Genomic DNA, 22,576 nt, shown 5'->3' on the forward strand with positions numbered 1-22,576 from the left:
CGGGGGAGGTGCCCGCGTAGCGGGCGGAGGGGGTCAGAGGTTGTTGGACCCGCGAGTAAGGACATCGCGGCGGCTGCACCAAGCGCCCCATCAACAAGGAGGAGCGCGCGAACCCGCGGACGGCCGCGGGCAGGTCTTGCCGGAACGAACGAAAGAGGCCGGCGCAATCCCCGCCAGCCTGTCAGAAATATAGCCCAAAACCTGCTGAACTTGCAAGTCCATGATTTGCCCGTGTAGGTAGCCAATGGATTCGCCGGATTATGTAGCGAGTGAATTGACCCGCTCTGATGGGCCTCCACCCGGGAAGGTCTGGATGGGCCGGGCGAAGATATCGAGAGTGGACATGGCGTGGTCCCCTGTCGGAGCTAGAACCGATACGAAATCGCGACCTGGCCCCAGCACGGTGCCGCTGCCGCTGTCGCCGTCGATCTGCTTGTACCAGTAGCCCTGAAGGCCGATGGCAAATGTCGGCGCCAGGAACTGGTTGGCCATGAAGTCGAGATGGAATTCGTTGCCGCTCTTGTAGTCGGTGGCGGAGTTGGTGGTGTTGAGCATGATGCCGGGCAGCACCGTCAACTCGGTGCCGGTGGCCTTGTGGAACCAGGTGATGCCGAGCTGGGTGTCGAATGCCCAATAGTTGCGGCCGGTCGGCGCCACCACCCACTGTGCCAGCTTCACATGCAGTTCGCCGAAGCTCCAGTAGAACGCAAACGGGTTCAGCAGCATATCGCCGAAGCCGGTATCCGTGGCGCTGTTGGAAAGCGTTCCGAACAGGCGCGTGTCGAGCGAGACATTCATGTTCGCGGTGGCAATCACCGGTGCGGCGGCGCCGACCTGCAGGCGGCCGCCGAGGATCTGCGGCTCGAAAGCATAGGAGCCGGCGAGGTATTCGTAGACCGCCGAGGCGCTGAGGCCGAAGGTGGCGCGGCCGCGCAGCACGGCGCGCTGGCTCTGGCCACCGAAAATCAAAGTCTGACTGGCGGCGGTAAAACCAGGCTCCGGCGCCACCGCTGTCAGGAACGACCCGAAGGCGCCGGCGAAGTAGTAGCTGGCGGCGCCTTCGCTGGCGACGGCGGGATCGGCAGCTCCGCTCGCCATGACGCAGGCGACACCAGCCGCGATCACCGCCGACCGCGCTCCCGCAACTGGTCCTCGATCATCTTGTTCAGCCCGCCGCGAAGCCGCTCGACGTCGAGGCCGTCCTTCAGCCGCTTGTCTTCCTTCAAGCCGTTCAGCACGCTTTCCATGACGTTCGCCGGGTTGAAGCTCGGCGGGAACGAGCGTGGCGGGAAGTCCTTGAACGTCGCCACGAACTGAAACACCTCGTCCATCATCCCGTAGGCACTGCCGATGTGGTTGAGTTGCCAGTCCCAAAAGGTGTTGGAGGTGATGTCAGCCCGTTCGAAGGGATCCTGCATGACGTTGAAGATCTTCTGCAGGCGGAGCGTGGTGAAAGGCTCGGCCCACAGGGCCATCGTGCCCTCCTTGCGCTGCTCGGAGAAAACGTACTTGTAGTCGCCCTGGCGCATGGCCACGAGCAGCCCGTCGTCGTCGGAATAGAAGAACTTGTCGCGGGCACTCCTGGTGCCGTTGTTGTTGCCGGCGGTACCGCTGACATTGCGCAGGAAGGCCGATTGATCGTAGCCGTCGAGATGCACCTTGTAGGTGATGCCATTCGCGACGTAGCCGGCCTTGCACTTGGCCACGATGTTCGGCTCGCCGGCGATCGCACAGAGCGTCGGGATCCAGTCGTTGTGGCTCATGATCTCGTTGCTCACCGTGCCGGGCTTGATGTTGCCCGGCCAGCGCACCAGGCACGGCACGCGGAAGGCGCCTTCCCAGTTGGTGTTCTTCTCGCTGCGGAACCAGGTCATGGCGCCGTCCGGCCAGGTGTTCATGTGCGGGCCGTTGTCGCTCGAGTAGATGACGATGGTGTCGTTCGCGAGACCCATGTCGTCGAGGGCCTTAAGCAGGGTGCCGACGGTATCGTCGTGCTCCTGCATACCGTCGATGTACTCGCTGTCGCCGTGCTTGTAGCGGCCGCGATGCTCGGCGCGGACATGCGTCCTGAGATGCATGCGGGTCGCGTTGAACCAGGTGAAGAACGGCTTGCGCGCCGCTTGTTGCCGCTTCATGAAATCAATGGCAGCAGCCGACGTCTCGTCGTCGATCGTCTCCATGCGCTTCTTCGTCAGTGCTCCCGTATCCTGGATGGTCTGCTTTCCGATCTTGCCGAAGCGCGGATCGACCGTGGGATCGTCGCGGTCGGCGGCCTTGCACTTCAGCACGCCGCGCGGGCCGAACTTGGCGCGGTAGGCCGGATCCTTCGGATAGTCCGGCAGTTCCGGCTCTTCCTCGGCGTTGAGGTGATAGAGATTGCCGAAGAACTCGTCGAAGCCGTTCACCGTCGGCAGCGATTCGTTGCGATCGCCGACATGGTTCTTGCCGAACTGGCCGGTCGCATAGCCGAGGCTCTTGAGCAGGCCGCCGATCGAGGGGTCGAGCTGGCTCATGCCCATCGGCGCGCCGGGGAAGCCCACCTTGGTCAGACCGGTGCGAATGCCGTGCTGGCCAGTGAGGAAGGCGGCACGGCCCGCGGTGCAGGACTGTTCGCCATAGTAGTGCTGCAGCTTGATTCCTTCACGGGCGATGCGGTCGATGTTCGGCGTCTCGTAGCCCATCAGGCCGCTCGAGTAGGCGCTGATGTTGGCGATGCCGATATCGTCGCCCCAGATGACGAGAATGTTGGGCTTGCGGCCGCCCGCTGCCGGTGGCGGCGTCTGCTGCGCCTGGGCCTGCTGGACCGGCGCGCCCAGGCCGACAGCCGAGAGCCCGGCGAGCGCGGTGCCTGCCAGCAGCATCCTGCGGCGACTGGAAACCTTGGTGTCGTCACTGTTCGACTTGTCGCTCATTTCACTTTCCTCCTCTCACAATGCAGCGAAACCCGACGTGACTGGTCGAGGTGTCGACCGGCTCGGCATGACGCGCCGCGGGACGGTAGCGCCGGCAGTAGACCGGCGCGCAGAGATGCGAACCGCCCTTCAGTACCTTGCGCGGGATGCGCAAGGCGGGCTGTGTCGGGTCGTAGCTCGCCTCCATGGCAATGCCGCGCGGGTTCTCCGGCACGCAGCAGGCCTTGGGCGCATCGGCCGTGTGCTCGGTCGAATACCAGTCGGCGGTCCACTCCCAGGTGTTGCCGATCATGTCGAACACGCCATAGCCGTTCGCCGGAAAGGCGCGCACCGGCGAGGTCCGGGCATAGCCGTCGCTGCGCAAGTTCTCGTGCGGGAAGTTACCCTGCCAGGTGTTGGCCATGTGCCGGCCCCCGGGGGTCAACTCATCGCCCCAGGCGAACTCGGCGCCATCAAGGCCGCCGCGCGCCGCGAACTCCCATTCCGCCTCGGTCGGAATCTCCTTGCCGGCCCATTTGGCGTAGGCTTCGGCGTCACGATAGGCGACCTGCACCACGGGATGATCGTCACGGCCGCCGATGTGGCTGCCCTTGCCGTAGGGCCGGCGCCAGTTGGCCCCAAAGGTGAAGTTCCACCACTGGCTCCAGTCGCGCAGGTCGACCGGGCGCGTTGGCGGCGTGAAGACGAGGCCGCCGGCCTTCAGCATGTGCGGCAGCGCGCCAGGATAATCCTTGGCGTCGGGCGCGATCTCGGCCCAGGTGACATGACCGGTCGCCTGGACGAAGGCACGGAACTGGGCGTTGGTGACCGGCGTCGGGTCGATCCAGAAGCCGTCGACGACGACGGTATGGGCGGGCGCCTCTTCCGCATAGTGCCGGTCCGAGCCCATGCGAAAGGAGCCGCCCGGGATACGGATCATGTCCGCCATCGAAGCGACGGCCTGCTCCACGGCGTCCATCACTTGAGCTCGAACGGATAGATGACCTTCCAGTCGTTCTTCATATCGACGATGGCCCATTTGCGACGGACCGCCTCGTCCCAGGCCTTGTCGAGGCCGCCGACCGGCGAACTGCGGTCGTAGGCGTATTCGCGCACCGCGTCGGTGTGACGAATGAGGCCCATGAACCTCAATCCGTTGCCGGCTGCCGTCCATTCCAGCATCTGCTGGTCACCATCCGAGTTGCCGAAGGCCAGGACCGGCCGCCGGCCGATGAACTGGTTGATGCCGACCGGTTTGCCCGGCCCGTCGTCGATGAACTCGACCTTGGCCTCCTTCATGAGCACCGGCCTGTCCGGCTGCGCCATCACGTATCTGGTGACGCCGACGGAGCCCACGACCTGCTCGGGCGGGATGCCGTAGACGCGTTCGGTCCAGGGCCGCATGAAGTCGATGCCGCCGCCCGAGACGATGAAAGTCTTGAACTGGTTGGCCCGCAGGAACGAAGTCAGCTCGAGCATCGGCTGATAGACGAGGTCGGTGTAGGGCCGGTTGAAGCGCGGATGGCGTGCCACGGCGAGCCAGTCGAGGACGGCCGTCTGGAATGCCTCGACCGTAAGCCCGGCATGCGTCGCCGCCACGATCTCGAGCAACCCCTTCTCGCCCATCGCGGCGAGTGCTGTTCTGTCGTCCGCCAGCACCGACTTGAAGGGTTCCCGTGTCTTCCATTCGGGATGTTGCGGCGCCAGCGCCTTCACGCGATCCATGGCGAAGGCGACCTGGAAGTAGACCGGCTGCTCCGTCCACAGGGTGCCGTCGTTGTCGAAAACGGCGATACGCTCGGGTACCGGCACGAAATCAGAGCCACCGGCCATCGTGGTGCGCGCGACGAAATCGACGATCGCCTTCTTCGCCGGCCCGTCGTTCCACGAGGGCAACGGATCGGTCTGCGCGAAAGACGGCATTGCGGGAAAAAGGACGACGGCTACGGCGGCAAGCCCCACGACGAGTATTCTGCGGCGCATGACAACCTCCCGATGCCGGACTTTAGTGCACCGGATCCACTTCGTGCATCAATTGCAATTGAACGGGCAGATATGCATGGCCACAGTGCCCCGCATGACCACGACATCCCCTGCCGGACCCGACGAATCCACCAAGCGGTTGCTGCCGTGGCTTGTCGCCGTGGCATTCTTCATGCAGTCGCTCGACACAACCATCCTGAACACGGCGGTACCGGCCATCGCCCATGCCATGGATGTGACGCCGCTCAATGTGAAGTCGGTGCTGGCGAGCTATACGCTCAGCCTCGCCGTCTTCATCCCGATCAGCGGCTGGATGGCGGACCGGTTCGGTACGCGACGGGTCTTCGCCACGGCGATCGGGCTGTTCACCTTGGGATCCGTGCTCTGCGGCTTGTCGACCAACATCGACATGCTGGTCGCCTGCCGCGTCCTGCAAGGGGCCGGCGGCGCGATGATGATGCCGGTCGGGCGCATGACCCTGGCCCGCACCTACGGCAAGGCCGACCTGGTGAAAGCCATGAGCTTCGTCGCCATCCCGAGCCTCGTCGGCCCGATGATCGGGCCCGTCGCCGGCGGCGTGATCGTCCACTACCTGCACTGGAGCGTGGTGTTCTTCGTCAATATCCCGGTGGGCCTGCTCGGCCTCTACTTTGTGCGACGCTACCTGCCGGACTATCGCGAACAGCAGACCCATCCGCTCGACATCGCGGGCCTGGTCCTGTTCGGCGGCGGCATCGCACTGCTCTCCTACGTGCTGGAAGTGTTCGGTGACAATACGCTGTCCGGCCCCGAGGTGCTCGGCCTGCTGGCGCTCGCCACCCTGATGCTGGCGGGCTACGGCATCCGTGCCACGCTGACAGCCTTTCCCCTGCTGGACCTCGGCCTGTTCCGGATCCGCACCTTCCGGGCGTCGGTGTCCGGCGGCTTCTTCACCCGGCTCGGCCTCGGCGGAATCCCGTTCCTGTTTCCACTGCTCTACCAGATCGGCCTCGGCTTCTCGCCGATCCAGTCGGGCCTGCTGGTGCTGCCGCAGGCGATCGCCTCGATCGGCCTGAAGACCTTCATGCCGGCCATCCTGGCACGACTGGGCTACCGAAATGTGCTGGTCGGCAACACGATCATCGTCGGCCTGCTCATCATGTCGTTCGCGACCGTCGGCATCGAGACGCCGGTGTGGCGGATCGTCGTCCAGGCCTTCGTCCTCGGCTTCTTCACGTCGATGCAATACACCAGCATGAATACGTTGGTTTATGCCGACGTCTCGGGTTCGCAGACCAGCAACGCCAGCACGATCGCCGCCACCGGCCAGCAGCTGGCGATCAGCTTCGGCGTCGCCGGCGCGTCCCTGATCGCCGCATTTTTCGTTCCCGCTGGCGCACACCTGGAACCATCCGCGATGATCCACGGCGTGCAGCAGGCTTTCCTGATCCTGGGGGCGATAACGATCCTGTCTTCGGTCGTCTTCATGGAACTGAGGAAGGACGACGGCGAAGCCATCAGCCAGCACGACTCGGTACACCATTCAACGCATGGTCCCGGCAGCGAAGGTTAGTTCAAGCGCCAGATCGCGATATTGAGGACGGTCGCGAAACCGACCCACAGGATGCAGGGCACGAGCAGCCACGCGGCGATCCTGTCGACGGGTCGAAATGCCAACGCCGTGGCCACTATCGCCAATTCCAGCACCACGATGACCGCGATCGCCGGTCCGATCCTTTCCAGCCCGAAGAAGGCCACGCTCCAGCCGAGGTTGAGCGCGAGTTGGAGCGCAAACAGAGTGAGCGCCCCCCGCGCGGTTTCGCGATCGGCAACGCGCCATATCCGCCAGGCGGCGATGGCCATCAGGACATAGAGCACGGTCCACACCGGACCGAACACTTCGTTGGGTGGATTGAAGGAAGGCTTGGCGAGCTCCGCATACCAGGTCTTGACGCTGGTCGCGGTGACGGCGGCGCCGAGCGCCCCGATCCCGAGGCAAAGGCCCACGAACAGGGCGAGCCCGACGATCTCGGCGGCGCGGCTGCGTTTCATGGAACGACCTCAGGACAACAGGCTGGCGCCGACGTTGATCGTCAGCGCGAGGATGGCAGTGTTGAAAGTGAAGGCCACGATGCCATGAACGAGGCTGAGATAGCGCATGCCGACGGACGTCGTGGCGACATCGCCGGTCTGGGCGGCGCAGCCAATGACGAAGGAGTAGTAGAGGAAGTCGCGATAGTCCGGCTCGCGATCACCGGGAAACTTGAGGCCTCCCGGCCCGTCCTCGTCCTGCCGGTAGTAGACGTTGGCATAGTGCAGCGTGAAGACGGTATGGGTGAAAGACCATGAGAGCGCCACCGTCGCGCCGGTGATCACGAGGGCGAGCGCCATCGAGTGGTCCGGCATCTTGAGCACCGACAGCTCGGCGAAGATGGCGACGAAACTCGCGCCCGCGCTGGCGATCACCAGCAGCAGGATGATCCAGTCGCCCTCGTCGTAGAGCGCCGCGCGGCTGCGGCAGGTATCGACCGTGGAATGCATGAACATCCACAGCGTGGCCGTGATGTAGATCGCCGCGGTGAGGTCCCAGGACAGGATCAGCCGGGTCGGCAACCGCATCGAGCCCGGCAGCAGTGAATACAGCACCAGCCCCGCGGCAAACGACAGCAACAACCGCCGCCGGCCGGTGACGAATCGGTAGATCCACCAATCCCGATAAGAACGCTCGTCCATTCGTACTCCCCCGGGGGCACTCTGCCATCTCGGCGGACAACGGCAATCGATGTATTGTCGGCACGATGCTGTTCGACGCGATGGACCTCGCCGCCACGTTCGTGTTCGCCATCAGTGGCGCCACGCGTGGCGTTCGCCGCCGACTCGACCTGTTCGGAGTGCTGGTGGTCGCCTGGGTGGCAGCTGTCGCGGGCGGCATTGCCCGCGACCTGCTGATCGGCGCCGTGCCTCCGGCCGCCATCGCCGACTGGCGCTACCTGGCGGCCGCCGTCGTGGCCGGGTTGCTGGGTTTCTTCGCCTCGGATGCGATTGCCCGTCTGAAGACCCCGGTCCTGCTGTTCGATGCCGCCGGACTTTGCCTCTTCGCCGTGACCGGCACGCAGAAGGCCCTGGCCTACGGCCTCACGCCCGTGATGGCGGCGATGATGGGCATGATCACCTGCATCGGCGGCGGGGTCGCCCGCGACCTGCTCACCCTGCAGGTGCCGACGGTCCTTCGCTCGGAACTCTACGCCGTGGCCGCCCTGGCCGGAGCCGGCTCGATCTCGCTGGGATTCTGGGCCAGCCTGCCCATCCTCCCCACGGCCCTTTTCGGTGCGGCCTTGTGCCTATTCCTGCGTCTTATGTCGATCTATCGGGGCTGGCGCCTGCCCATCGCCGGCATAACCAATAAGTCTTCTAAAGAGACTGACTAGATTCGAGTCCGCCAAACCCCGGATTCGCTGCCACCGCCCTTGCCGGTCCTGTGGATGAACGCTAAACACACGGCCGTCATTTTGTCGCAAGCGGCGGGGGGAAAAAGCAGCATGGCGACGAAGAAGAAAGCCAAATCGTCCGGTTCCGGACCTGTGGAAAAGCCGGCCAACAAGTTGAACGGCAAGGGTATTTCGGCCAAAGCCAGTGGCACGCCGGAAGCGCGCGATACTGCACGGCTGCTGCTGGAAATCGAGGCGATCCATTGCCGCCCCGAAAACCCCTACATCTTCACATCGGGCCGGGCGAGCCCGGTCTACATCGACTGCCGCAAACTCATCTCGTTTCCCGAAGCGCGCGCCAAGATCATGAACCACGCGCTGAAGATGATCGACAAGGCCATCGGCTGGAACAAGATCGACGTGGTGGCCGGCGGCGAAACCGCCGGCATCCCGTTCGCCGCCTTTCTGGCAGCACTCGCCAAGAAGCCGATGATCTACGTCCGCAAGCAGCCCAAGGGCTTCGGACGCATGGCCCAGATCGAGGGCGACCTCAAGCCCGGCAAGCGCGTCCTGCTGGTCGAGGATCTGGCGACCGACGGCGGCAGCAAGCTGGTCTTCATCGAGGCGCTGAAGAAGGCCGAGGCCAAGGTCACCGACTGCTTCGTGATCTTCCATTACGGCATTTTCCCCCAGAGCATCGAGATGCTGGCTGCGGGCGGCGTCAAGCTGCACGCGCTCGCCACGTGGTGGGACGCCCTGGAAGCGGCACAGAAGCACAAGTATTTCGACGAACGCGGCCTCACCGAGACGCGCGCCTTCCTCGAGGCGCCCGAGCAGTGGTCGGCCAATCATGGCGGCCGCCCGCCGGCGCCACGGTCGATGCTGGGCCGGTAGCCCGCTCTTTGCTACGGTGCGGCGGACATGATCCGCCGCATTTTTTCTGCCCTCCTCACAATCTGCGCCCTCGCCTCGCCTGCCGGTAATCGGGCCTGGGCGAAGGACGAGCTCGTGCTTGCCATGACCCAGACGCCGGGTACCTGGAATCCGCTGATCAACTCGATGCTGGCCAAGTCGCTGATCGCCAACATGACCGCGCGCCCCCTTACCGCCTACGACGCCGACTGGAAGCTGGTGTGCCTCGCCTGCACCGAGCTGCCGACCCTGCAGAACGGCAAGGCGCGGGTGATCGACCTGCCCAACGACGTCAAGGGTGGTGGCAAGAAAGGCATGGAGATCGACGTCGAATTGCGCGACCTGCGCTGGGGCGACGGCACGCCGGTTTCGGCCAAGGACGTCGTCTTCACCCTGGAAGTAGGCAGGCATCCACTGTCGGGCGTGGCCTCGTCCGAGGGTTATAAGAGAGTGATCAAGCTCGACGTGAAGGATGATCGTCGCTTCACCATGACGATCGATCGCATCACCTTCGACTACAACAGCATCGGCTTCCTGCTGCTGCCGGCGCACATCGAAAAGCCGATCTTCGATGCCAACCCGGCCGAGTACCGCAACAGGACGGCCTACGACACCAATTCGACCAATCCAGGCCTCGCCTTCGGTCCCTACCGCATCGTCGAGATCGTGCCGGGCAGCCGCGTCGTCCTCGAACAGAATCCGACGTGGACCGGCCAGAAGCCGCATTTCAAGCGCATCGTCGTCAAGATCATCGAGAGCACGGCGGCGCTCGAGGCCAACCTGCTGTCGGGCAACGTCGACTATGTGCTGGGCGAACTCGGCCTCTCGCTCGACCAGGCGATCGCCTTCGAGAAGCGCCACAAGGAACGCTACAACGTCGTCTACAAGCCGGCGCTGATCTACGAGCACATCGACGTCAATCTCGACAACAAGCTGCTCGGCGACCGCCGCGTGCGCCAGGCGATGCTGCTGGCGATCGATCGCAAGGCGATCTCGGAGAAGCTCTTCGAAGGCAAACAGCCGATTGCCCATGGCGGCATCAGCGTACTCGATCCGATGTTCAGCCCGGCGGCGCGGCAATACGGCTACGATCCGGCGGCGGCCCGCAAGCTGCTCGACGAGGCGGGCTTCGCCACGCTGAAGAATGGCGTGCGCCACAACGCGGCCGACGAGCGGCTGTCGATCGAGCTCGGCACGACGGCGGGCAATCGCGTGCGCGAGCTGGTGGCACAGGTGATGCAGAGCCAGCTCCGCCAGGTCGGCATCGAGGTCCGCCTGAAAGCCGAGCCGCCGCGCATCTTCTTCGAAGCGATGGGCCGCCGGACTTTTAGCGGCCTTGGCATGTACGCCTGGGTGCAGCGCCCTGAGGGCGTGCCGCGCTCCTCGCTGCACTCCAAGGAAATCCCGTCGGCCGCGAACGCCTGGAGCGGCCAGAACTACCCGGGCTACGCCAATCCCGAGATGGACAAGGCACTCGATGCCGCCGAGCGCGAGCTCGATGTCGACAAGCGGCGCACCCTGTTCGCCGAGATCCAGCGCCTGGCCGCCGACGACCTGCCGTCCCTGCCGCTCTTCTTCCGGGTCGATCCGTTCGTCATCCCCAAGCCGCTCAAGGGCGTGACGCCCACCGGCACCCTCAACAGCTCGACCCTGTGGATCGAGCAATGGCGCTGGGAGAACTAGGGGGCGGGATGACGGCATGAGCCGCTACCTGGTCGCGCGCGCCGTCCAGACGGCCATCACGCTCGTGCTGATGAGCCTGGTGGTCTTCGTGCTGATCGGCCTGATGCCGGGCGATCCCATCGACATGATGATCTCGGGCGACCCGCAGATGACGAGCGAGGATGCCGCGCGTCTGCGCGCCATGTACGGCCTCGACAAGCCCCTGCTCGAGCGCTACCTCGCCTGGGCCCTGCAGGCGCTGCAGGGTAATTTCGGCTACTCGCGCTCGTTCGGCCAGCCGGTGCTGACTGTCCTTTGGCCGCGGCTGCTGAACACCCTGCTGCTCGCCGGCATCGCCTTTGCGCTCGCCACCGCGATCGCGCTCCCGCTCGGCATCTGGGCGGCGCAGAGGCCACGCAGCCGCGCCGACTACCTGATCAACCTGCTGTGCTTCGCCGGCATTTCGGCGCCGCCGTTCTGGCTGGCGCTGCTGCTCATCACCCTGTTCGCGGTGTTCCTGGGGTGGCTGCCGGCGGGCGGCATGGCCGACGTGCGGCCCGGAACGCCGTGGGCGACAACGCTCGCCGACCAGCTCCGTCATCTGGCGCTGCCCGTGGTCACGCTCACGCTGGTGCAGCTCGGCGCCTATACGCGCTTCATGCGCGGCGCCATGATCGAGATCCTGCGCCAGGACTATATCCGCACCGCCCGCGCCAAGGGCGCTTCCGAGACGACGGTGCTGTGGCGCCACGCCTTCGCCAACGCTTTGGCGCCCGTCCTCACGGTGCTGGCGCTGTCCTTCGGCGGCCTCGTCTCGGGCGCGCTGATCACCGAGACGATGTTCGCCTGGCCCGGCATGGGCAAGGCGATCTACCAGGCGATCCTCGACAACGACTACAACCTGGCCCTCGTCGGATTGCTGATGGCAACACTCGCCACCATCGCCGGCAACCTCGTGGCCGACCTCGCCTATGCCTGGGTCGATCCGCGCGTGTCGATCGCGGGCGACGCTGCGTGAAGGGGGAAAGTCCGCGCCATCGCGCCTGGACCCAGCTCACGCGGCATCGCCTGGCGCGCGCGTCCCTCATTTTCCTCGCCGTTCTCCTGGTGCTGTCGCTCGCAGCACCGCTGATCGCCGAGCTCCGCGGCATCGATCCGACCGCGACCGACCTCTTCCGCCGCTTCGAGGGGCCCTCGGCCGAGCATTGGCTGGGCACCGACGACCTCGGCCGCGATCTCTTCCAGCGCCTGCTCGACGGCGGCCGCGTGTCGCTGCTGGTCGGCCTCTCCGGCGCGGTGCTGTCGGCCGTGATCGGCGCCTTCATCGGCGTCGTGGCGGGCTACCTCGGCGGCCGCCTCGACGGCTTCCTGATGCGGCTCACCGACGGCGTCATCTCGCTGCCGCTGCTGCCGCTGCTGATCGTCCTGGCCGCCATCGACCCGCGCAAGATCGGCGTGCCGGCCGAGATCGCGCAATCCGAGACCTTCTCGCTCTATCGCATCGTCGTCATCGTGGCGCTGACCGGCTGGACGACGGTGGCGCGGCTGGTCCGGGCCGAGACGCTGTCGCTCAAGGCGCGCGACTTCACCCGCGCCGCCCGGGCGCTCGGCGCGCAGCCCGGCCGCATCATGTTCCGCCACATCCTGCCCAATGCCGCCGGCTCCCTCGTGGTCGCCACCACTATGTCGGTCGGCGCCCTCATCCTCTTCGAATCGACCCTGTCGTTCCTCGGCCTCGGCACCCAGCCGCCCGCGGCGAGCTGGGGCAACATGCTGACCGGCGCGCAGGAACTCCTGCAGCAGGCGCCCATGCTTGCGCTCTGGCCCGGCCTGTTGATCTTCCTCACGGTGATCGCCTTCAATTTCGTCGGCGACGGCCTGCAGGATGCCCTCGATCCCCGTAGCGAAAGGCGTTAGCGATGAGCAAAGCTTCCACCCCCGCCGACTTCACGGCCATGAGTCGTCTGTCCGCCGACATCGACCTCACTGCCGACGGCAAGGCCACCGGCTTCGTCCGCGTGCCGCATTCGGTCCACCGCTCGGCCTATGGCTGGATCCCGATCCCGATCGTGCGCCTCAAGAATGGCGACGGCCCCAGCGTCCTGATGCAGGCCGGCAACCACGGCGACGAATGGGAGGGCCAGATCGGGCTCGGCAATCTGATCCGCAGCCTGGAGCCCAAGGACATCAGGGGCCGGCTGGTGATCCTGCCTTCCGCCAACTTCCCCGCCGCGATGGCCGGCCAACGAACCTCGCCGATCGACGACGGCAACCTCAACCGGTCCTTTCCGGGCGACGCCGAGGGCACCATCACCCAGCAGATCGCCTACTGGATCGAGCATGCCCTGCTGCCGGGCTTCGACTACAGCTTCGACTTCCACTCCGGCGGCAGCTCGCTCACCTACATCCCGAGTGCCTTGGCGCCGCGTCACGCCGATCCCGAACGCATGCAGAAGGTCGTGGGCCTCCTGAAAGCCTTCGGCGCGCCGGTGAGCTACATCGCGGCCGCCCCCCAGGGCGGCGGCCGCACCTTCACCTCGGCTTCCTACCGTCAGGGCGTGATGTCGATGGGCACCGAGCTCGGCGGTGGCGGGCTCGTGACGCCCGCGTCGCTCAAGGTGGCGCAGGACGGCATGCGCCGCGTGCTGGCCCATATCGGACTCCTGCAAGGCCCCGTCCCCGCGCCGTCGCCGACGCGTCTCACCGAGATCGGCGGCGACGACTACTACGTCTATGCCTCCGATGGCGGCCTGTTCGAGCCGCTGGTCGACCTTGGGGCGGAAGTGAAGGCCGGCCAGCCGGCGGCCCGCATCCACTTCCATCACACGCCGTGGCGCGAGCCCGAGCTCCTGCCCTTCAAGCGCGACGGCCTGGTGCTGTGCAAGCGTGTCCCGGCGCGCTGCGAGCGCGGCGACTGCCTGTTCCATCTGGCGACGGATATCGCAGGCTGACCCTGAGGCAATTCGTTTTACCGCCTGCCCCGGCCGTGCGAAGCTGAGGTCCCATCAATTTCGAAAGGAGGTGATTACGTGAAGTCCACCATTGCGACACCGACGACCTTCACCGTAACCGCCACCGGGATCGTTCCTGTTTTGGTGAATTGCGGCCCGTAAGATCGACGGGAGTCGGCGCAAAGCCGCCTTCGGGCGGCTTTGTTGTTTTCGGGGTGCTCTCTCGCGGCAGCCGACTAGGCGCCGCGGCAGGTCACGCAGGAGAGCTTAGAAGCGGACCTGCGGCCGTCCTTGCGCGGCCGCCCGGCGGCATGGCCGCAGGCGGCGCAGCCGTCGATCTCGAAATCGATCCAGTGGGTCGGCGCCCTGCAGTCCTCGCAGGGCAATCCCCGCCGCGAGTCGATGTGGCCGAATCCGGGAGCGCCGCAGGCCGGGCACAGGCACCGCAGTCGCCGGGCGAGCTTCCACGACAGTGCACGCAGCACCTTCATGCGGGTCGGATTGCGATGCGCGCGCATGTCGGCGATGAGGATCGCAAGCCCGTCGTCCGAACGGTTCGCCTCCTGGTCGATCGCCGACACCACCTCGTCCAGGGTGGTGAGTCCCTTGATCGGCCGGCTGGCGTCGCTGTTGGCGATCACGAACACGCCGTACTCGGGAAAGCCCAGTGCCTTCACCGCTGCCGGCGCTTCAGGGTCGCCGGCCTTGAAGCGCATCAGTCGCCAGTTCGTGCGGTGGGTGGCGAGCGTCTCGATGATCCTGAGGCCGCGACGGCGGTCGATGAAGGCCATCACCTCCACGCCGGAGGGCTTGAGCGGCACGCGGTCAATCGGGCCGTAGCTGCCTTCGCTGGCGATCGCACAGTCGACGTCGAGGGTGCGGAAGGCGAGTTCGGCCTTGATCGCGCAGGTCTCGACCACCGGGCCCGGGCGGGCCACTTCGCCGGAGAAAGTACCGAGGGTGTCGGTGTCGAGATCGGGCGCAACCACGATCTCGGCGCCCAGCAGGCGGCGAAACGGCGGCGCGATCGCGCGATCCTTGCCGTGGATCGTCGCCAGACCTATCCGTTCATGCCGGTAAGGATGCACCATCAAGAAGCGACGACCACAAGCCGTTGAACGATCGCGGCCTATTCTGCCGCCTGCGACACCGCGCTGCGGGCGAGCTGCTGCTCGACCAGCGTCGCCCAGTACGATGCGCCGATCGGCAGAATCTCGTCGTTGAAGTCGTAGCCCGGGTTGTGGACCATGCAACTGCCCGCGCCGTCGCCGTTGCCGATCCAGATGTAGCAGCCCGGCTTCTTGAGCAGCATCCAGGCGAAATCCTCGCTGCCCATGGCGGGCGTCGGGTTGCGGTTGACGTTGTCGAGGCCGACCAGCGCCGAGGCGGCGTGGGCCGCGAACTCGGTCTCCTGGACGCTGTTCACGGTCGCAGGATAGCGACGCTCGTAGCGCCACTTGGTAACCTCGGCGCCGAATCCGGCCGCGACGTTGCGCGCGATCGTCTCAATCCGCTTCTCGATCATGTCCTGCACCGGCTTCTTGAAGGTACGGACCGTACCGCGGAGCACGCATTCCTGCGGGATGACGTTCCAGGTGTCGCCGGAATGGATCTGGGTCGTCGAAACGACGGCGGTGTCCATCGGGTCGATGTTGCGGGCCACGATCGACTGCAGCGCCGTCACGATGTGCGCGCCAACCACCACCGGGTCGATGCCGTGATGCGGCATGGCGCCGTGGGCGCCGACGCCCTTCACCACGACCTCGAAGATGTCGTAGGCGGCCATCATCGGGCCGGGGCGCACGGCGAAGCGGCCGACCGGAATGCCCGGAATGTTGTGCATGCCGTAGACGCCGTCGACCGGAAACTTGTCGAACAGCCCCTCTTCCACCATGACGCGCCCACCGCCTTCGTTCTCCTCGGCCGGCTGGAAGATGAAATAGACGGTGCCGTCGAAGTTCCTGGTCTCGGACAGGTACTTGGCCGCGCCCAGCAGCATCACGGTGTGGCCGTCGTGGCCGCAGGCGTGCATCTTGCCCGGGATCGTCGACTTGTGGTCGAACTGGTTGGTCTCATGGACGTCGAGTGCGTCCATATCCGCACGCAATCCGATCGCCCGCTTAGAAGTGCCGGACCGCAGCACGCCCACCACGCCGGTCTTGGCGAGGCCACGATGAACTTCCAGACCGAACGACTTCAGCTTGTCGGCGACGACGTCGGCCGTGCGAACTTCCTCGAAGGCTGTCTCGGGATGGCTATGGATGTCGTGGCGCCAGGCGGTCATGTCCTTGTGAAACGACGCTATGCGGTTAATGACCGGCATCCATGCTCTCCGACGAATAAGGTCGCGGATCGTACGGCACCCTTATGACCGGTCAAGCGCACTCGACATGCACCCATGCACATCACGACCCGTGCAAGAAGATTGCCGTCCCGTCAGCTGTTCGCGACGTAGGTCCGTTCCTCGACCGGGAGGCGTCCTTCCTCGATCGCGTGGCAGGCAACGGTGCCGCCCTCGATCGAAATCGGCATCGGCCGCTCCGCCTTACAGCGATCGTTGGCGAAGGGGCAGCGCGGATGGAAGGTGCAGCCCGACGGCGGGTTGATCGGGCTCGGCACCTCGCCCGCGACGGGGCTGCGCTGGCGGCCGGTCATGTCGAGGTCGGGAATCGTGTCGAGCAGCATCCGCGTGTAGGGATGCTTGGGCCGCGTGAAGAGCGTCTCGGTCGGCGCCACCTCGACCAGGCGGCCGAGGTACATCACGCCGACGCGCGTCGAGATGTGATAGACGACCGCCAGGTTGTGCGAGATGAACAGATAGGTGAGCCCAAAGCGGCGCTGCAGGTCGACCATCAGGTTCAGGATCTGGGCCTGCACCGAAACGTCGAGGGCCGAGGTCGGCTCGTCGCAGACCAGGAACTCCGGCTGGCTCGCCAGCGCGCGGGCGATCGAGACGCGCTGGCGCTGGCCGCCCGAGAACTCGTGCGGGAACTTGCGGCCGTCGGCCGGCATCAGCTTGACCTGGCGCAGCAGGTCCTCGACGCGCTTCTGAAGATCGGCCTTGTCCTTGGAGAGGCCAAAGGCGCGGATAGGCTCGGCGATGATGTCGAATACGCGCCAGCGCGGATTGAGGCTGGCGTACGGATCCTGGAAGATCATCTGCATGCGCCGGCGAAGGGCCGCCATGTCGGACCGGCTGTGGCGGGCGGCCATGTCGTTGCCGTCGAACTCGATCGTGCCGGCGGTCGGCGGGTAGAGCCCGACCACCAGGCGCGCCACCGTCGACTTGCCGCAGCCCGACTCGCCCACCAGCGAGAAGGTCTCGCCCTTGGCGATCTCGATGTCGATGCCGTCGACCGCCTGGACGATCTGGCGTGGCCGACGCTCGATGGTCCGCACCAGCCACGGCGCCGAGACATCGAAATAGCGCTTCAGGCCCGCGAGGCGGACGAACTGGGCGCCGGTGCCGTCAGGCATCGACCGTCTCCTTCAGAACCGGTGCGCCGACGCCGCCACGGTCGTGCAGCCAGCAGGCGGCGCGGCTGGTGCCGGCGACCATCAGATCGGGCCGCTCGACCATGCAGCGCTGGCCGCGCTCCGTGCAGCGCGGATTGAAGGCACAGCCCGTCGGAATCTCGGTGAGGCGTGGCATGGCGCCGTCGATCTGGGTCAACCGCTCGGTGCGAACGCCGAGGCTCGGGATCGAGCCCATCAGGCCCTTGGTGTAGGGATGCTTGGCGTGTTTGACCACGTCGCGCACCGGCCCGATCTCGGCGATGCGGCCGGCATACATCACCGCGACGCGATCGGCGGTCTCGGCGATCACGCCCATGTCGTGCGTCACCAGCATCACCGCCGTGCCGTGCTCGCGGCAGAGCCGCTTCAGGAGCGCGATGATCTGCGCCTGGATGGAGACGTCGAGCGCCGTCGTGGGCTCGTCGGCCACGATCAGGCGCGGTCCGGCGCAGAGCGCCAGCGCGATCACCACCCGCTGGCGCATGCCGCCCGAGAACTGGTGCGGATAATGGTCGATGCGGCTCTCGGCGCCGGGAATGCCGACCTCCTTCAGGAGATCGAGCGCCCGTGTCCTTGCCGCGGCGGCCGACAGCGGCAGATGGGTCTGGATGGTCTCGACCAGCTGGCGGCCGACCGAATAGAGCGGATTGAGGCTGGTGAGCGGGTCTTGGAAGATGGCGCCGATACGCGCGCCGCGGATCTTGCGCATCTCCTCGTAGGGCAGGTTGTCGATGCGCCGCCCTTCCAGGCGAATCTCGCCGCCGGCGATGCGGCCCGGCGGTTCGAGCAGGCCGATGATGGCATTGCCGGTCAACGACTTGCCGGCGCCCGATTCGCCCACGACGCCCAGCACCTCGCCCGGCGCGATATCGAACGAGACGTCGTCAACGGCCAGCAGCGTGCCGCGACGGGTCGGGAACTCGACGCGGAGGTTCTTGACCTCCAGAAGCGGCGGATTGTTGGTTGAGATTTTATCCGAGGGGGCCATCAGCGCAGCTTGGGATTGAGGGCGTCGCGCAGCCAATCGCCCAGCAGGTTCACTGCCAGCACCAGTGCCGCGAGCGTGATGCCCGGGAAAACCGTGATCCACCAGTCGCCGGACTGCAGCACCTCGTTGCCAAGGCGGATCAGCGTGCCGAGCGACGGCTCGGTCGACGGCAGGCCGACGCCGAGGAACGACAGCGTGGCCTCGGTGATGATGGCCAGGCCAAGGTTGATGGTGGCGATGACCAGCACCGGCCCGGTGACGTTGGGCAGCACATGGCGCACCATGATGAGCAGCGGCGACAGGCCGATCACCCGCGCCGCTTGGACGTATTCCTTGTTCTTTTCGACCAGCACCGAGCCACGCACGGTGCGCGCGTACTGCACCCAGAACGAGAGCCCGATGGCGCCGACGATGACGTAGATCGCGATCTCGTCGTGGCGCTTCACCGAGATGATGCCGCGCACGATGCCGTCGATCAGCAACGCCACCAGAATGGCCGGGAATGTGAGTTGGACGTCGGCGATGCGCATGATGAGCGCATCAACCGCGCCGCCGATGTAGCCGCTCACCAGGCCGAGCGTGATGCCCAGCGCCATGGCGACGACGACGGAGGCAAACCCGACGACCAGCGACAGCCGGGTGCCATACATGATGGATGAGAGGATGTCCCTGCCCTGGTCGTCGGTGCCCAGCGGGAACGTCCAATCGCCGTCGGCCGACAGCATCGCCGGCGGCTTCAGCCCGTCGGTGAGGCTGAGCGTCGCCGGATCGAACGGCGTGTGCGGCGCCAACACCGGCGACAGGAACGCAATCGCCACGATCAGGAAGGTGACGGTGGCCGCGCCCACGGTCATCGGCGAGGACTTGAAGCTCCACCAGACGTCGCTGTCGGCGGCGCGATGCAGCCACCCGGAAGCGGGCGAGTCTTTCGCCATCTCAGTGTCCCGCCACGCGCGCCGCGCCGCCCTGGCTGCGCAGGCGCGGATCGACGACGAAATAGAGCAGATCGACCGTGAGGTTGATCAGCACGAACAGCAGCCCGATCAGCAGAAGGTAGGCCGCCATCACCGGAATATCGGAGAACTGTACCGACTGGATGAAGAGCTGCCCGACGCCCGGCCAGGCGAACACCGTTTCCGTGACGATGGCGAAGGCGATCAGGGCACCGAGCTGCAGGCCGGTGACGGTGATCACCGGCACCAGCGTGTTCTTGAGTGCATGGCCAAAATAGATGGCGCGGTTGGTGAGGCCGCGGGCGCGGGCGAACTTGATGTACTCCGTGCGCATGACCTCGAGCATTTCCGAGCGCACGAGTCGCATCAGCAGGGTGAGCTGGAACAGGCCGAGCGTGATCGAGGGCAGGATCAGGGCTTTCAGCCCCGACCATGTCAGGAAATTGGTGGTCCACCAGCCGATCTGCACGGTCTCGCCGCGTCCGAAGGACGGCAGCAGCCGGAGCCACACCGCGAACACCAGGATCAGCAGGATGCCGATCAGGAAGGTGGGCAACGATATGCCGATCAGCGACACCGCCTGAAACAGCCTGCTCGACCAGTGTCTGGGATAGAGCCCGGTGTAGACGCCCATCGGCACCCCGACGAAGAGCGCGAAGATGGCGGCACACAGCGACAGTTCCAGCGTCGCCGGCACCCTCTCCAGGATCAGCCGGCCAACCGGCTCCGACGTCCGGTACGAAAGCCCGAATTTGCCCTGCATGGCATTGCCGATGAAGTTGAGGAACTGGATCGGCGCCGGGTCGTTCAGGCCCAGCTTGGTGCGCAGCTCGGCGCGTTCCTCCATCGTCGTGTCCTGGCCGACCATGGCGTTGATCGGATCGCCGACGTAGCGGAACAGGGAGAACGCAACCACGCCAACCGCCAACAGCACGGCGATCGATTGCAGGATTCGTCTCAGGATGAAGGCAAGCATCGGATGATTTTTGGGCCTGGTCGCAGGCCTAGCAGGATTAACGCCAAAACGAAACCGGCCCCGGCCGCATCAATGCCGCCGGAGCCGATCGTCGAAGGTCTCAGTTCAACTACTTCACCTGCACGAAGCGCAGCGGGAAGCTGTTGTCGGCAAGCTGGACCAACTCGATGTTCTTGCGCGCCGCCCATACGACCGCCTGCTGATGGAGCGGAATGTAGGCGAAATCGTCGACATAGAGCTTGGTTGCTTCCTTGATCATGGCGTCGCGCTTGGCCTTGTCGGTCTCCTGCTCCATGGCGTCAGCGAGCTTGTCGAGCGCCGGGTTCGAGTAGCCGCCGGCGTTGAACTGGCCCTTCTTGGTGGCGCCGTTCGGAGTCTGGATCAGCGCCTCGAAGACGTTATGCACGTCGTAGGTCTGCGCCGGCGACCAGCCCAGCATGTAGAAGCTGGTCTCGCCCGGCTTGAGGTCGGCTTTGCGCAGGATCTTGGCGAAGTAGAGGTTGCGGGTCTGCGCCCGCAGATTCACCTTCACGCCGATCTTCGCCAGCATCGCCACGACGGCCTGGCAGATCTTCTCGTCGTTGACGTAGCGGTCGTTGGGGCAATCCATCCCGGTTTCGAAGCCGTTGGGATAGCCGGCGTCGGCCAGCATCTTCTTGGCTTCTTCCGGCTTCAGGAGCGCCGGGCGCTTGTCGAGGTCCTTCATGTAGCCGTTGATGCCCGGCGCCACCATGAGGGTGGTCGGGAACGACTGGCCGCGCATCACGGTGCGCTTGATCGCGTCGACGTCGATCGAGCGATGGATGGCCTCGCGGACCTTCTTGTCCTTGAACGGGTTCTTGCCCTTGACGTTCGACTCGAGCAGCTCCGGCCGCTCCTGGTCGAAGCCCAGGAACACGACGCGCGTTTCCGGGCCTTCCAGCACCTTGACGTTGGCGTCCTTCTTCAGCGTCTCGGTGTCGGCCGGCGGGACCTCGTAGGTCATGTCGATGTCGCCCGCCTTGAGCGCGGCGATGCGGGTTGCCGGGTTCGCCACCGGCGTGAAGATCACCTCGGTGATGTTGTGGAGGGGCTTGTCCCACCAGTTGGGATTGTTGACGAGGATCGTCTTCTCGCCGGCCTTGCGTTCCTTGAGCATGAACGGGCCGGTGCCCATGGCGTTGCGGGTGGCGAAGTTCTCCTCGTTCTTGGTCATGTCGGCGGAGTTGACCGCATTGTTCTTCTCGGCCCACGCCTTGGACATCATGACGATCGCCGCCCATTTGTCGGCGAGCAGCGGATCCGGGTATTTCGTGGTCACTTCAACGCGTTGGTCGCCGACCTTCTTGATCTCCTTCACCGAGACGAAGTTGCTGCCCATGTTCGAGCCGGGACCGTTGGCTCGGTTGAGCGAGAACACGACATCATCGGCGGTGAACGGCGTGCCGTCGTGGAACTTCACGCCCGGGCGGAGGTCGAAGAACCAGGTCGTCGGGTCGGTCTGGCCCCATTTCGTCGCCAGCGCCGGCTCGAGCTTCAGATCCTTGTCGCGGCGGATCAGCGGATCGTAGATGTTCTGGGTGAAGGTCAGGAGGAAGGTCTCCTGACGTGCGTAGGGATCCATCGAGCTCACGTCGCCCGAATTGGCCCACTTGAAGGTCTTGGCGTCCGCGGCAGGCGCCATCGAGAGGCCCGCGCACATGACGGCTGTCAGCGCCAAGGAGTGTCGGAAACTGAAATTCATCTTTTGACCCCATGCTGTATGGTGCCTGCGGCAACCCAACCCCTGCGCAGGCGCATATTTGCGGGACGTTGCACTGGCTCTGCGAGCCCGTCAATTGCACAAAAAATTTGCATGGTCACATAGGATGGACATAGGCCTGTGGCGGGTTAGTCTGACGCTCCTATAGTTTTTTTGATGGGTGCGGCCATGAACGACGTCTCTCGCAGCTTCCGTGGCAATTCCAACGCCGCCCGCGATATCGCGCACCATCTGCACCCCTACACCAACTTCAAGAAGCACGAGGCCACCGGTCCGCTGACCATCGTGCGCGGCCGCGGCATCTACGTGACGGACGACGACGGCAAGGAATATATCGAGGGCATGGCCGGCCTGTGGTCGGCGGCGCTGGGCTTCAGCAACGAGCGGCTGGCAACGGTCGCCTACGAGCAGATGAAGCAGCTGCCATTCTATCACGCCTTCAACCAGCGCAGCCACGAGCCCGCGATCAACCTCGCGGAAAAGCTGAAGTCGATGGCGCCTGTGGAAATGTCGAAGGTGTTCTTCGCCAACTCCGGCTCCGAGGCCAACGACACCGTCGTGAAGATGGTGTGGTACATGAACAATGCGCTGGGCCG

21 protein-coding genes are annotated in these 22,576 nt (G+C 65.4%); 8 read left to right on the plus strand and 13 right to left on the minus strand.

Annotated elements, in window-relative coordinates:
- Positions 1-258: 258 nt before the first annotated feature.
- Genes EPO55_RS22975 through EPO55_RS22990 form a run of 4 tightly spaced genes read right to left on the minus strand, consistent with a single transcriptional unit; the run spans position 259 to position 4,874 of the window.
- Positions 259-1,125, minus strand: coding sequence for a transporter (locus tag EPO55_RS22975; RefSeq protein ID WP_296339700.1), 867 nt, complete (start codon positions 1,123-1,125; stop codon positions 259-261).
- Positions 1,122-2,912, minus strand: coding sequence for an arylsulfatase (locus EPO55_RS22980; protein ID WP_296339701.1), 1,791 nt, complete (start codon positions 2,910-2,912; stop codon positions 1,122-1,124). The genes EPO55_RS22975 and EPO55_RS22980 overlap by 4 nt, the downstream gene beginning before the upstream one ends.
- A gap of 1 nt (position 2,913) precedes the next feature.
- Positions 2,914-3,870: a formylglycine-generating enzyme family protein gene (locus EPO55_RS22985; protein ID WP_296339702.1), complete on the minus strand. Its 957-nt coding sequence runs from the start codon at positions 3,868-3,870 to the stop codon at positions 2,914-2,916.
- Entirely contained in the window at positions 3,870-4,874 is a 1,005-nt protein-coding gene (locus EPO55_RS22990; RefSeq protein ID WP_296339703.1) for an HAD family hydrolase, read from the minus strand. Before EPO55_RS22990 ends, EPO55_RS22985 begins: the two co-directional genes overlap by 1 nt.
- A gap of 76 nt (positions 4,875-4,950) precedes the next feature.
- Here EPO55_RS22990 and EPO55_RS22995 point away from each other — a divergent pair, with 76 nt between their 5' ends.
- Positions 4,951-6,426, plus strand: a complete 1,476-nt coding sequence (locus EPO55_RS22995) for a DHA2 family efflux MFS transporter permease subunit (RefSeq protein ID WP_296339705.1) — start codon at positions 4,951-4,953, stop codon at positions 6,424-6,426.
- Here the strand turns inward: EPO55_RS22995 and EPO55_RS23000 are convergent.
- Entirely contained in the window at positions 6,423-6,905 is a 483-nt protein-coding gene (locus tag EPO55_RS23000; RefSeq protein ID WP_296339706.1) for a TspO/MBR family protein, read from the minus strand. The genes EPO55_RS22995 and EPO55_RS23000 overlap by 4 nt on opposite strands.
- A 9-nt stretch (positions 6,906-6,914) precedes the next feature.
- Positions 6,915-7,586: a DUF1345 domain-containing protein gene (locus tag EPO55_RS23005; protein ID WP_296339707.1), complete on the minus strand. Its 672-nt coding sequence runs from the start codon at positions 7,584-7,586 to the stop codon at positions 6,915-6,917.
- A gap of 65 nt (positions 7,587-7,651) precedes the next feature.
- Here EPO55_RS23005 and EPO55_RS23010 point away from each other — a divergent pair, with 65 nt between their 5' ends.
- The 6 genes from EPO55_RS23010 (at position 7,652) to EPO55_RS23035 (ending at position 13,806) form a co-directional block, all read left to right on the plus strand.
- On the plus strand, positions 7,652-8,281 hold the full coding sequence (locus EPO55_RS23010; RefSeq protein ID WP_296339709.1) for a trimeric intracellular cation channel family protein: 630 nt from the start codon (positions 7,652-7,654) through the stop codon (positions 8,279-8,281).
- Positions 8,282-8,392: 111 nt separating this feature from the next.
- Positions 8,393-9,175, plus strand: coding sequence for an orotate phosphoribosyltransferase (locus tag EPO55_RS23015; protein ID WP_296339710.1), 783 nt, complete (start codon positions 8,393-8,395; stop codon positions 9,173-9,175).
- Positions 9,176-9,298: 123 nt separating this feature from the next.
- The gene (locus EPO55_RS23020; protein WP_296339712.1) at positions 9,299-10,876 is read left to right on the plus strand and encodes a peptide ABC transporter substrate-binding protein; all 1,578 of its coding nucleotides are present in this window, start codon (positions 9,299-9,301) and stop codon (positions 10,874-10,876) included.
- A gap of 16 nt (positions 10,877-10,892) precedes the next feature.
- On the plus strand, positions 10,893-11,873 hold the full coding sequence (locus tag EPO55_RS23025; RefSeq protein WP_296339713.1) for an ABC transporter permease: 981 nt from the start codon (positions 10,893-10,895) through the stop codon (positions 11,871-11,873).
- Entirely contained in the window at positions 11,870-12,772 is a 903-nt protein-coding gene (locus EPO55_RS23030; protein WP_296339714.1) for an ABC transporter permease, read from the plus strand. The genes EPO55_RS23025 and EPO55_RS23030 overlap by 4 nt, the downstream gene beginning before the upstream one ends.
- Positions 12,773-12,774: 2 nt before the next feature.
- Positions 12,775-13,806: a succinylglutamate desuccinylase/aspartoacylase family protein gene (locus EPO55_RS23035; RefSeq protein WP_296339716.1), complete on the plus strand. Its 1,032-nt coding sequence runs from the start codon at positions 12,775-12,777 to the stop codon at positions 13,804-13,806.
- A 236-nt stretch (positions 13,807-14,042) separates the two neighbouring features.
- Here the strand turns inward: EPO55_RS23035 and EPO55_RS23040 are convergent, their stop codons facing one another.
- From EPO55_RS23040 to EPO55_RS23070, 7 genes are all read right to left on the minus strand, one after another.
- A complete protein-coding gene (locus tag EPO55_RS23040; protein ID WP_363719734.1) occupies positions 14,043-14,897 on the minus strand; it encodes a DUF6671 family protein in 855 nt (284 codons plus the stop codon).
- Positions 14,898-14,935: 38 nt separating this feature from the next.
- Positions 14,936-16,129, minus strand: a complete 1,194-nt coding sequence (locus EPO55_RS23045) for a M20 aminoacylase family protein (RefSeq protein WP_296339718.1) — start codon at positions 16,127-16,129, stop codon at positions 14,936-14,938.
- Positions 16,130-16,242: 113 nt separating this feature from the next.
- A complete protein-coding gene (locus EPO55_RS23050; protein ID WP_296339719.1) occupies positions 16,243-17,283 on the minus strand; it encodes an oligopeptide/dipeptide ABC transporter ATP-binding protein in 1,041 nt (346 codons plus the stop codon).
- Positions 17,276-18,310: an ABC transporter ATP-binding protein gene (locus tag EPO55_RS23055; protein WP_296339720.1), complete on the minus strand. Its 1,035-nt coding sequence runs from the start codon at positions 18,308-18,310 to the stop codon at positions 17,276-17,278. Before EPO55_RS23055 ends, EPO55_RS23050 begins: the two co-directional genes overlap by 8 nt.
- Positions 18,310-19,245, minus strand: coding sequence for an ABC transporter permease (locus tag EPO55_RS23060; RefSeq protein WP_296339721.1), 936 nt, complete (start codon positions 19,243-19,245; stop codon positions 18,310-18,312). The genes EPO55_RS23055 and EPO55_RS23060 overlap by 1 nt, the downstream gene beginning before the upstream one ends.
- A gap of 1 nt (position 19,246) precedes the next feature.
- The gene (locus EPO55_RS23065; protein ID WP_296339722.1) at positions 19,247-20,239 is read right to left on the minus strand and encodes an ABC transporter permease; all 993 of its coding nucleotides are present in this window, start codon (positions 20,237-20,239) and stop codon (positions 19,247-19,249) included.
- 109 nt (positions 20,240-20,348) lie between these two features.
- Positions 20,349-21,962 carry an ABC transporter substrate-binding protein gene (locus EPO55_RS23070; RefSeq protein ID WP_296339723.1) on the minus strand — a complete coding sequence of 538 codons (1,614 nt, stop codon included), beginning with the start codon at positions 21,960-21,962 and terminating at the stop codon, positions 20,349-20,351.
- Positions 21,963-22,148: 186 nt separating this feature from the next.
- Here EPO55_RS23070 and EPO55_RS23075 point away from each other — a divergent pair.
- Positions 22,149-22,576: aminotransferase class III-fold pyridoxal phosphate-dependent enzyme (locus EPO55_RS23075; protein WP_296339724.1), on the plus strand; the 428-nt coding region annotated here is incomplete at its 3' end.

It is taken from the genome of Reyranella sp. (genome assembly GCF_004296935.1).
In the GTDB taxonomy this organism is placed as follows: domain Bacteria; phylum Pseudomonadota; class Alphaproteobacteria; order Reyranellales; family Reyranellaceae; genus Reyranella.

Bases quoted from the DNA above. Each gene is read 5' to 3' on its own strand.
- EPO55_RS22980 (WP_296339701.1), bottom strand. From the start codon at position 2,912: ATGAGCGACAAGTCGAACAGTGACGACACCAAGGTTTCCAGTCGCCGC.
- EPO55_RS22985 (WP_296339702.1), bottom strand. From the start codon at position 3,870: ATGGACGCCGTGGAGCAGGCCGTCGCTTCGATGGCGGACATGATCCGT.
- EPO55_RS22990 (WP_296339703.1), bottom strand. From the start codon at position 4,874: ATGCGCCGCAGAATACTCGTCGTGGGGCTTGCCGCCGTAGCCGTCGTC.
- EPO55_RS22995 (WP_296339705.1), top strand. From the start codon at position 4,951: ATGGCCACAGTGCCCCGCATGACCACGACATCCCCTGCCGGACCCGAC.
- EPO55_RS23000 (WP_296339706.1), bottom strand. From the start codon at position 6,905: ATGAAACGCAGCCGCGCCGCCGAGATCGTCGGGCTCGCCCTGTTCGTG.
- EPO55_RS23005 (WP_296339707.1), bottom strand. From the start codon at position 7,586: ATGGACGAGCGTTCTTATCGGGATTGGTGGATCTACCGATTCGTCACC.
- EPO55_RS23010 (WP_296339709.1), top strand. From the start codon at position 7,652: ATGCTGTTCGACGCGATGGACCTCGCCGCCACGTTCGTGTTCGCCATC.
- EPO55_RS23015 (WP_296339710.1), top strand. From the start codon at position 8,393: ATGGCGACGAAGAAGAAAGCCAAATCGTCCGGTTCCGGACCTGTGGAA.
- EPO55_RS23020 (WP_296339712.1), top strand. From the start codon at position 9,299: ATGACCCAGACGCCGGGTACCTGGAATCCGCTGATCAACTCGATGCTG.
- EPO55_RS23025 (WP_296339713.1), top strand. From the start codon at position 10,893: ATGAGCCGCTACCTGGTCGCGCGCGCCGTCCAGACGGCCATCACGCTC.
- EPO55_RS23035 (WP_296339716.1), top strand. From the start codon at position 12,775: ATGAGCAAAGCTTCCACCCCCGCCGACTTCACGGCCATGAGTCGTCTG.
- EPO55_RS23040 (WP_363719734.1), bottom strand. From the start codon at position 14,897: ATGGTGCATCCTTACCGGCATGAACGGATAGGTCTGGCGACGATCCAC.
- EPO55_RS23045 (WP_296339718.1), bottom strand. From the start codon at position 16,129: ATGCCGGTCATTAACCGCATAGCGTCGTTTCACAAGGACATGACCGCC.
- EPO55_RS23050 (WP_296339719.1), bottom strand. From the start codon at position 17,283: ATGCCTGACGGCACCGGCGCCCAGTTCGTCCGCCTCGCGGGCCTGAAG.
- EPO55_RS23055 (WP_296339720.1), bottom strand. From the start codon at position 18,310: ATGGCCCCCTCGGATAAAATCTCAACCAACAATCCGCCGCTTCTGGAG.
- EPO55_RS23060 (WP_296339721.1), bottom strand. From the start codon at position 19,245: ATGGCGAAAGACTCGCCCGCTTCCGGGTGGCTGCATCGCGCCGCCGAC.
- EPO55_RS23065 (WP_296339722.1), bottom strand. From the start codon at position 20,239: ATGCTTGCCTTCATCCTGAGACGAATCCTGCAATCGATCGCCGTGCTG.
- EPO55_RS23070 (WP_296339723.1), bottom strand. From the start codon at position 21,962: ATGAATTTCAGTTTCCGACACTCCTTGGCGCTGACAGCCGTCATGTGC.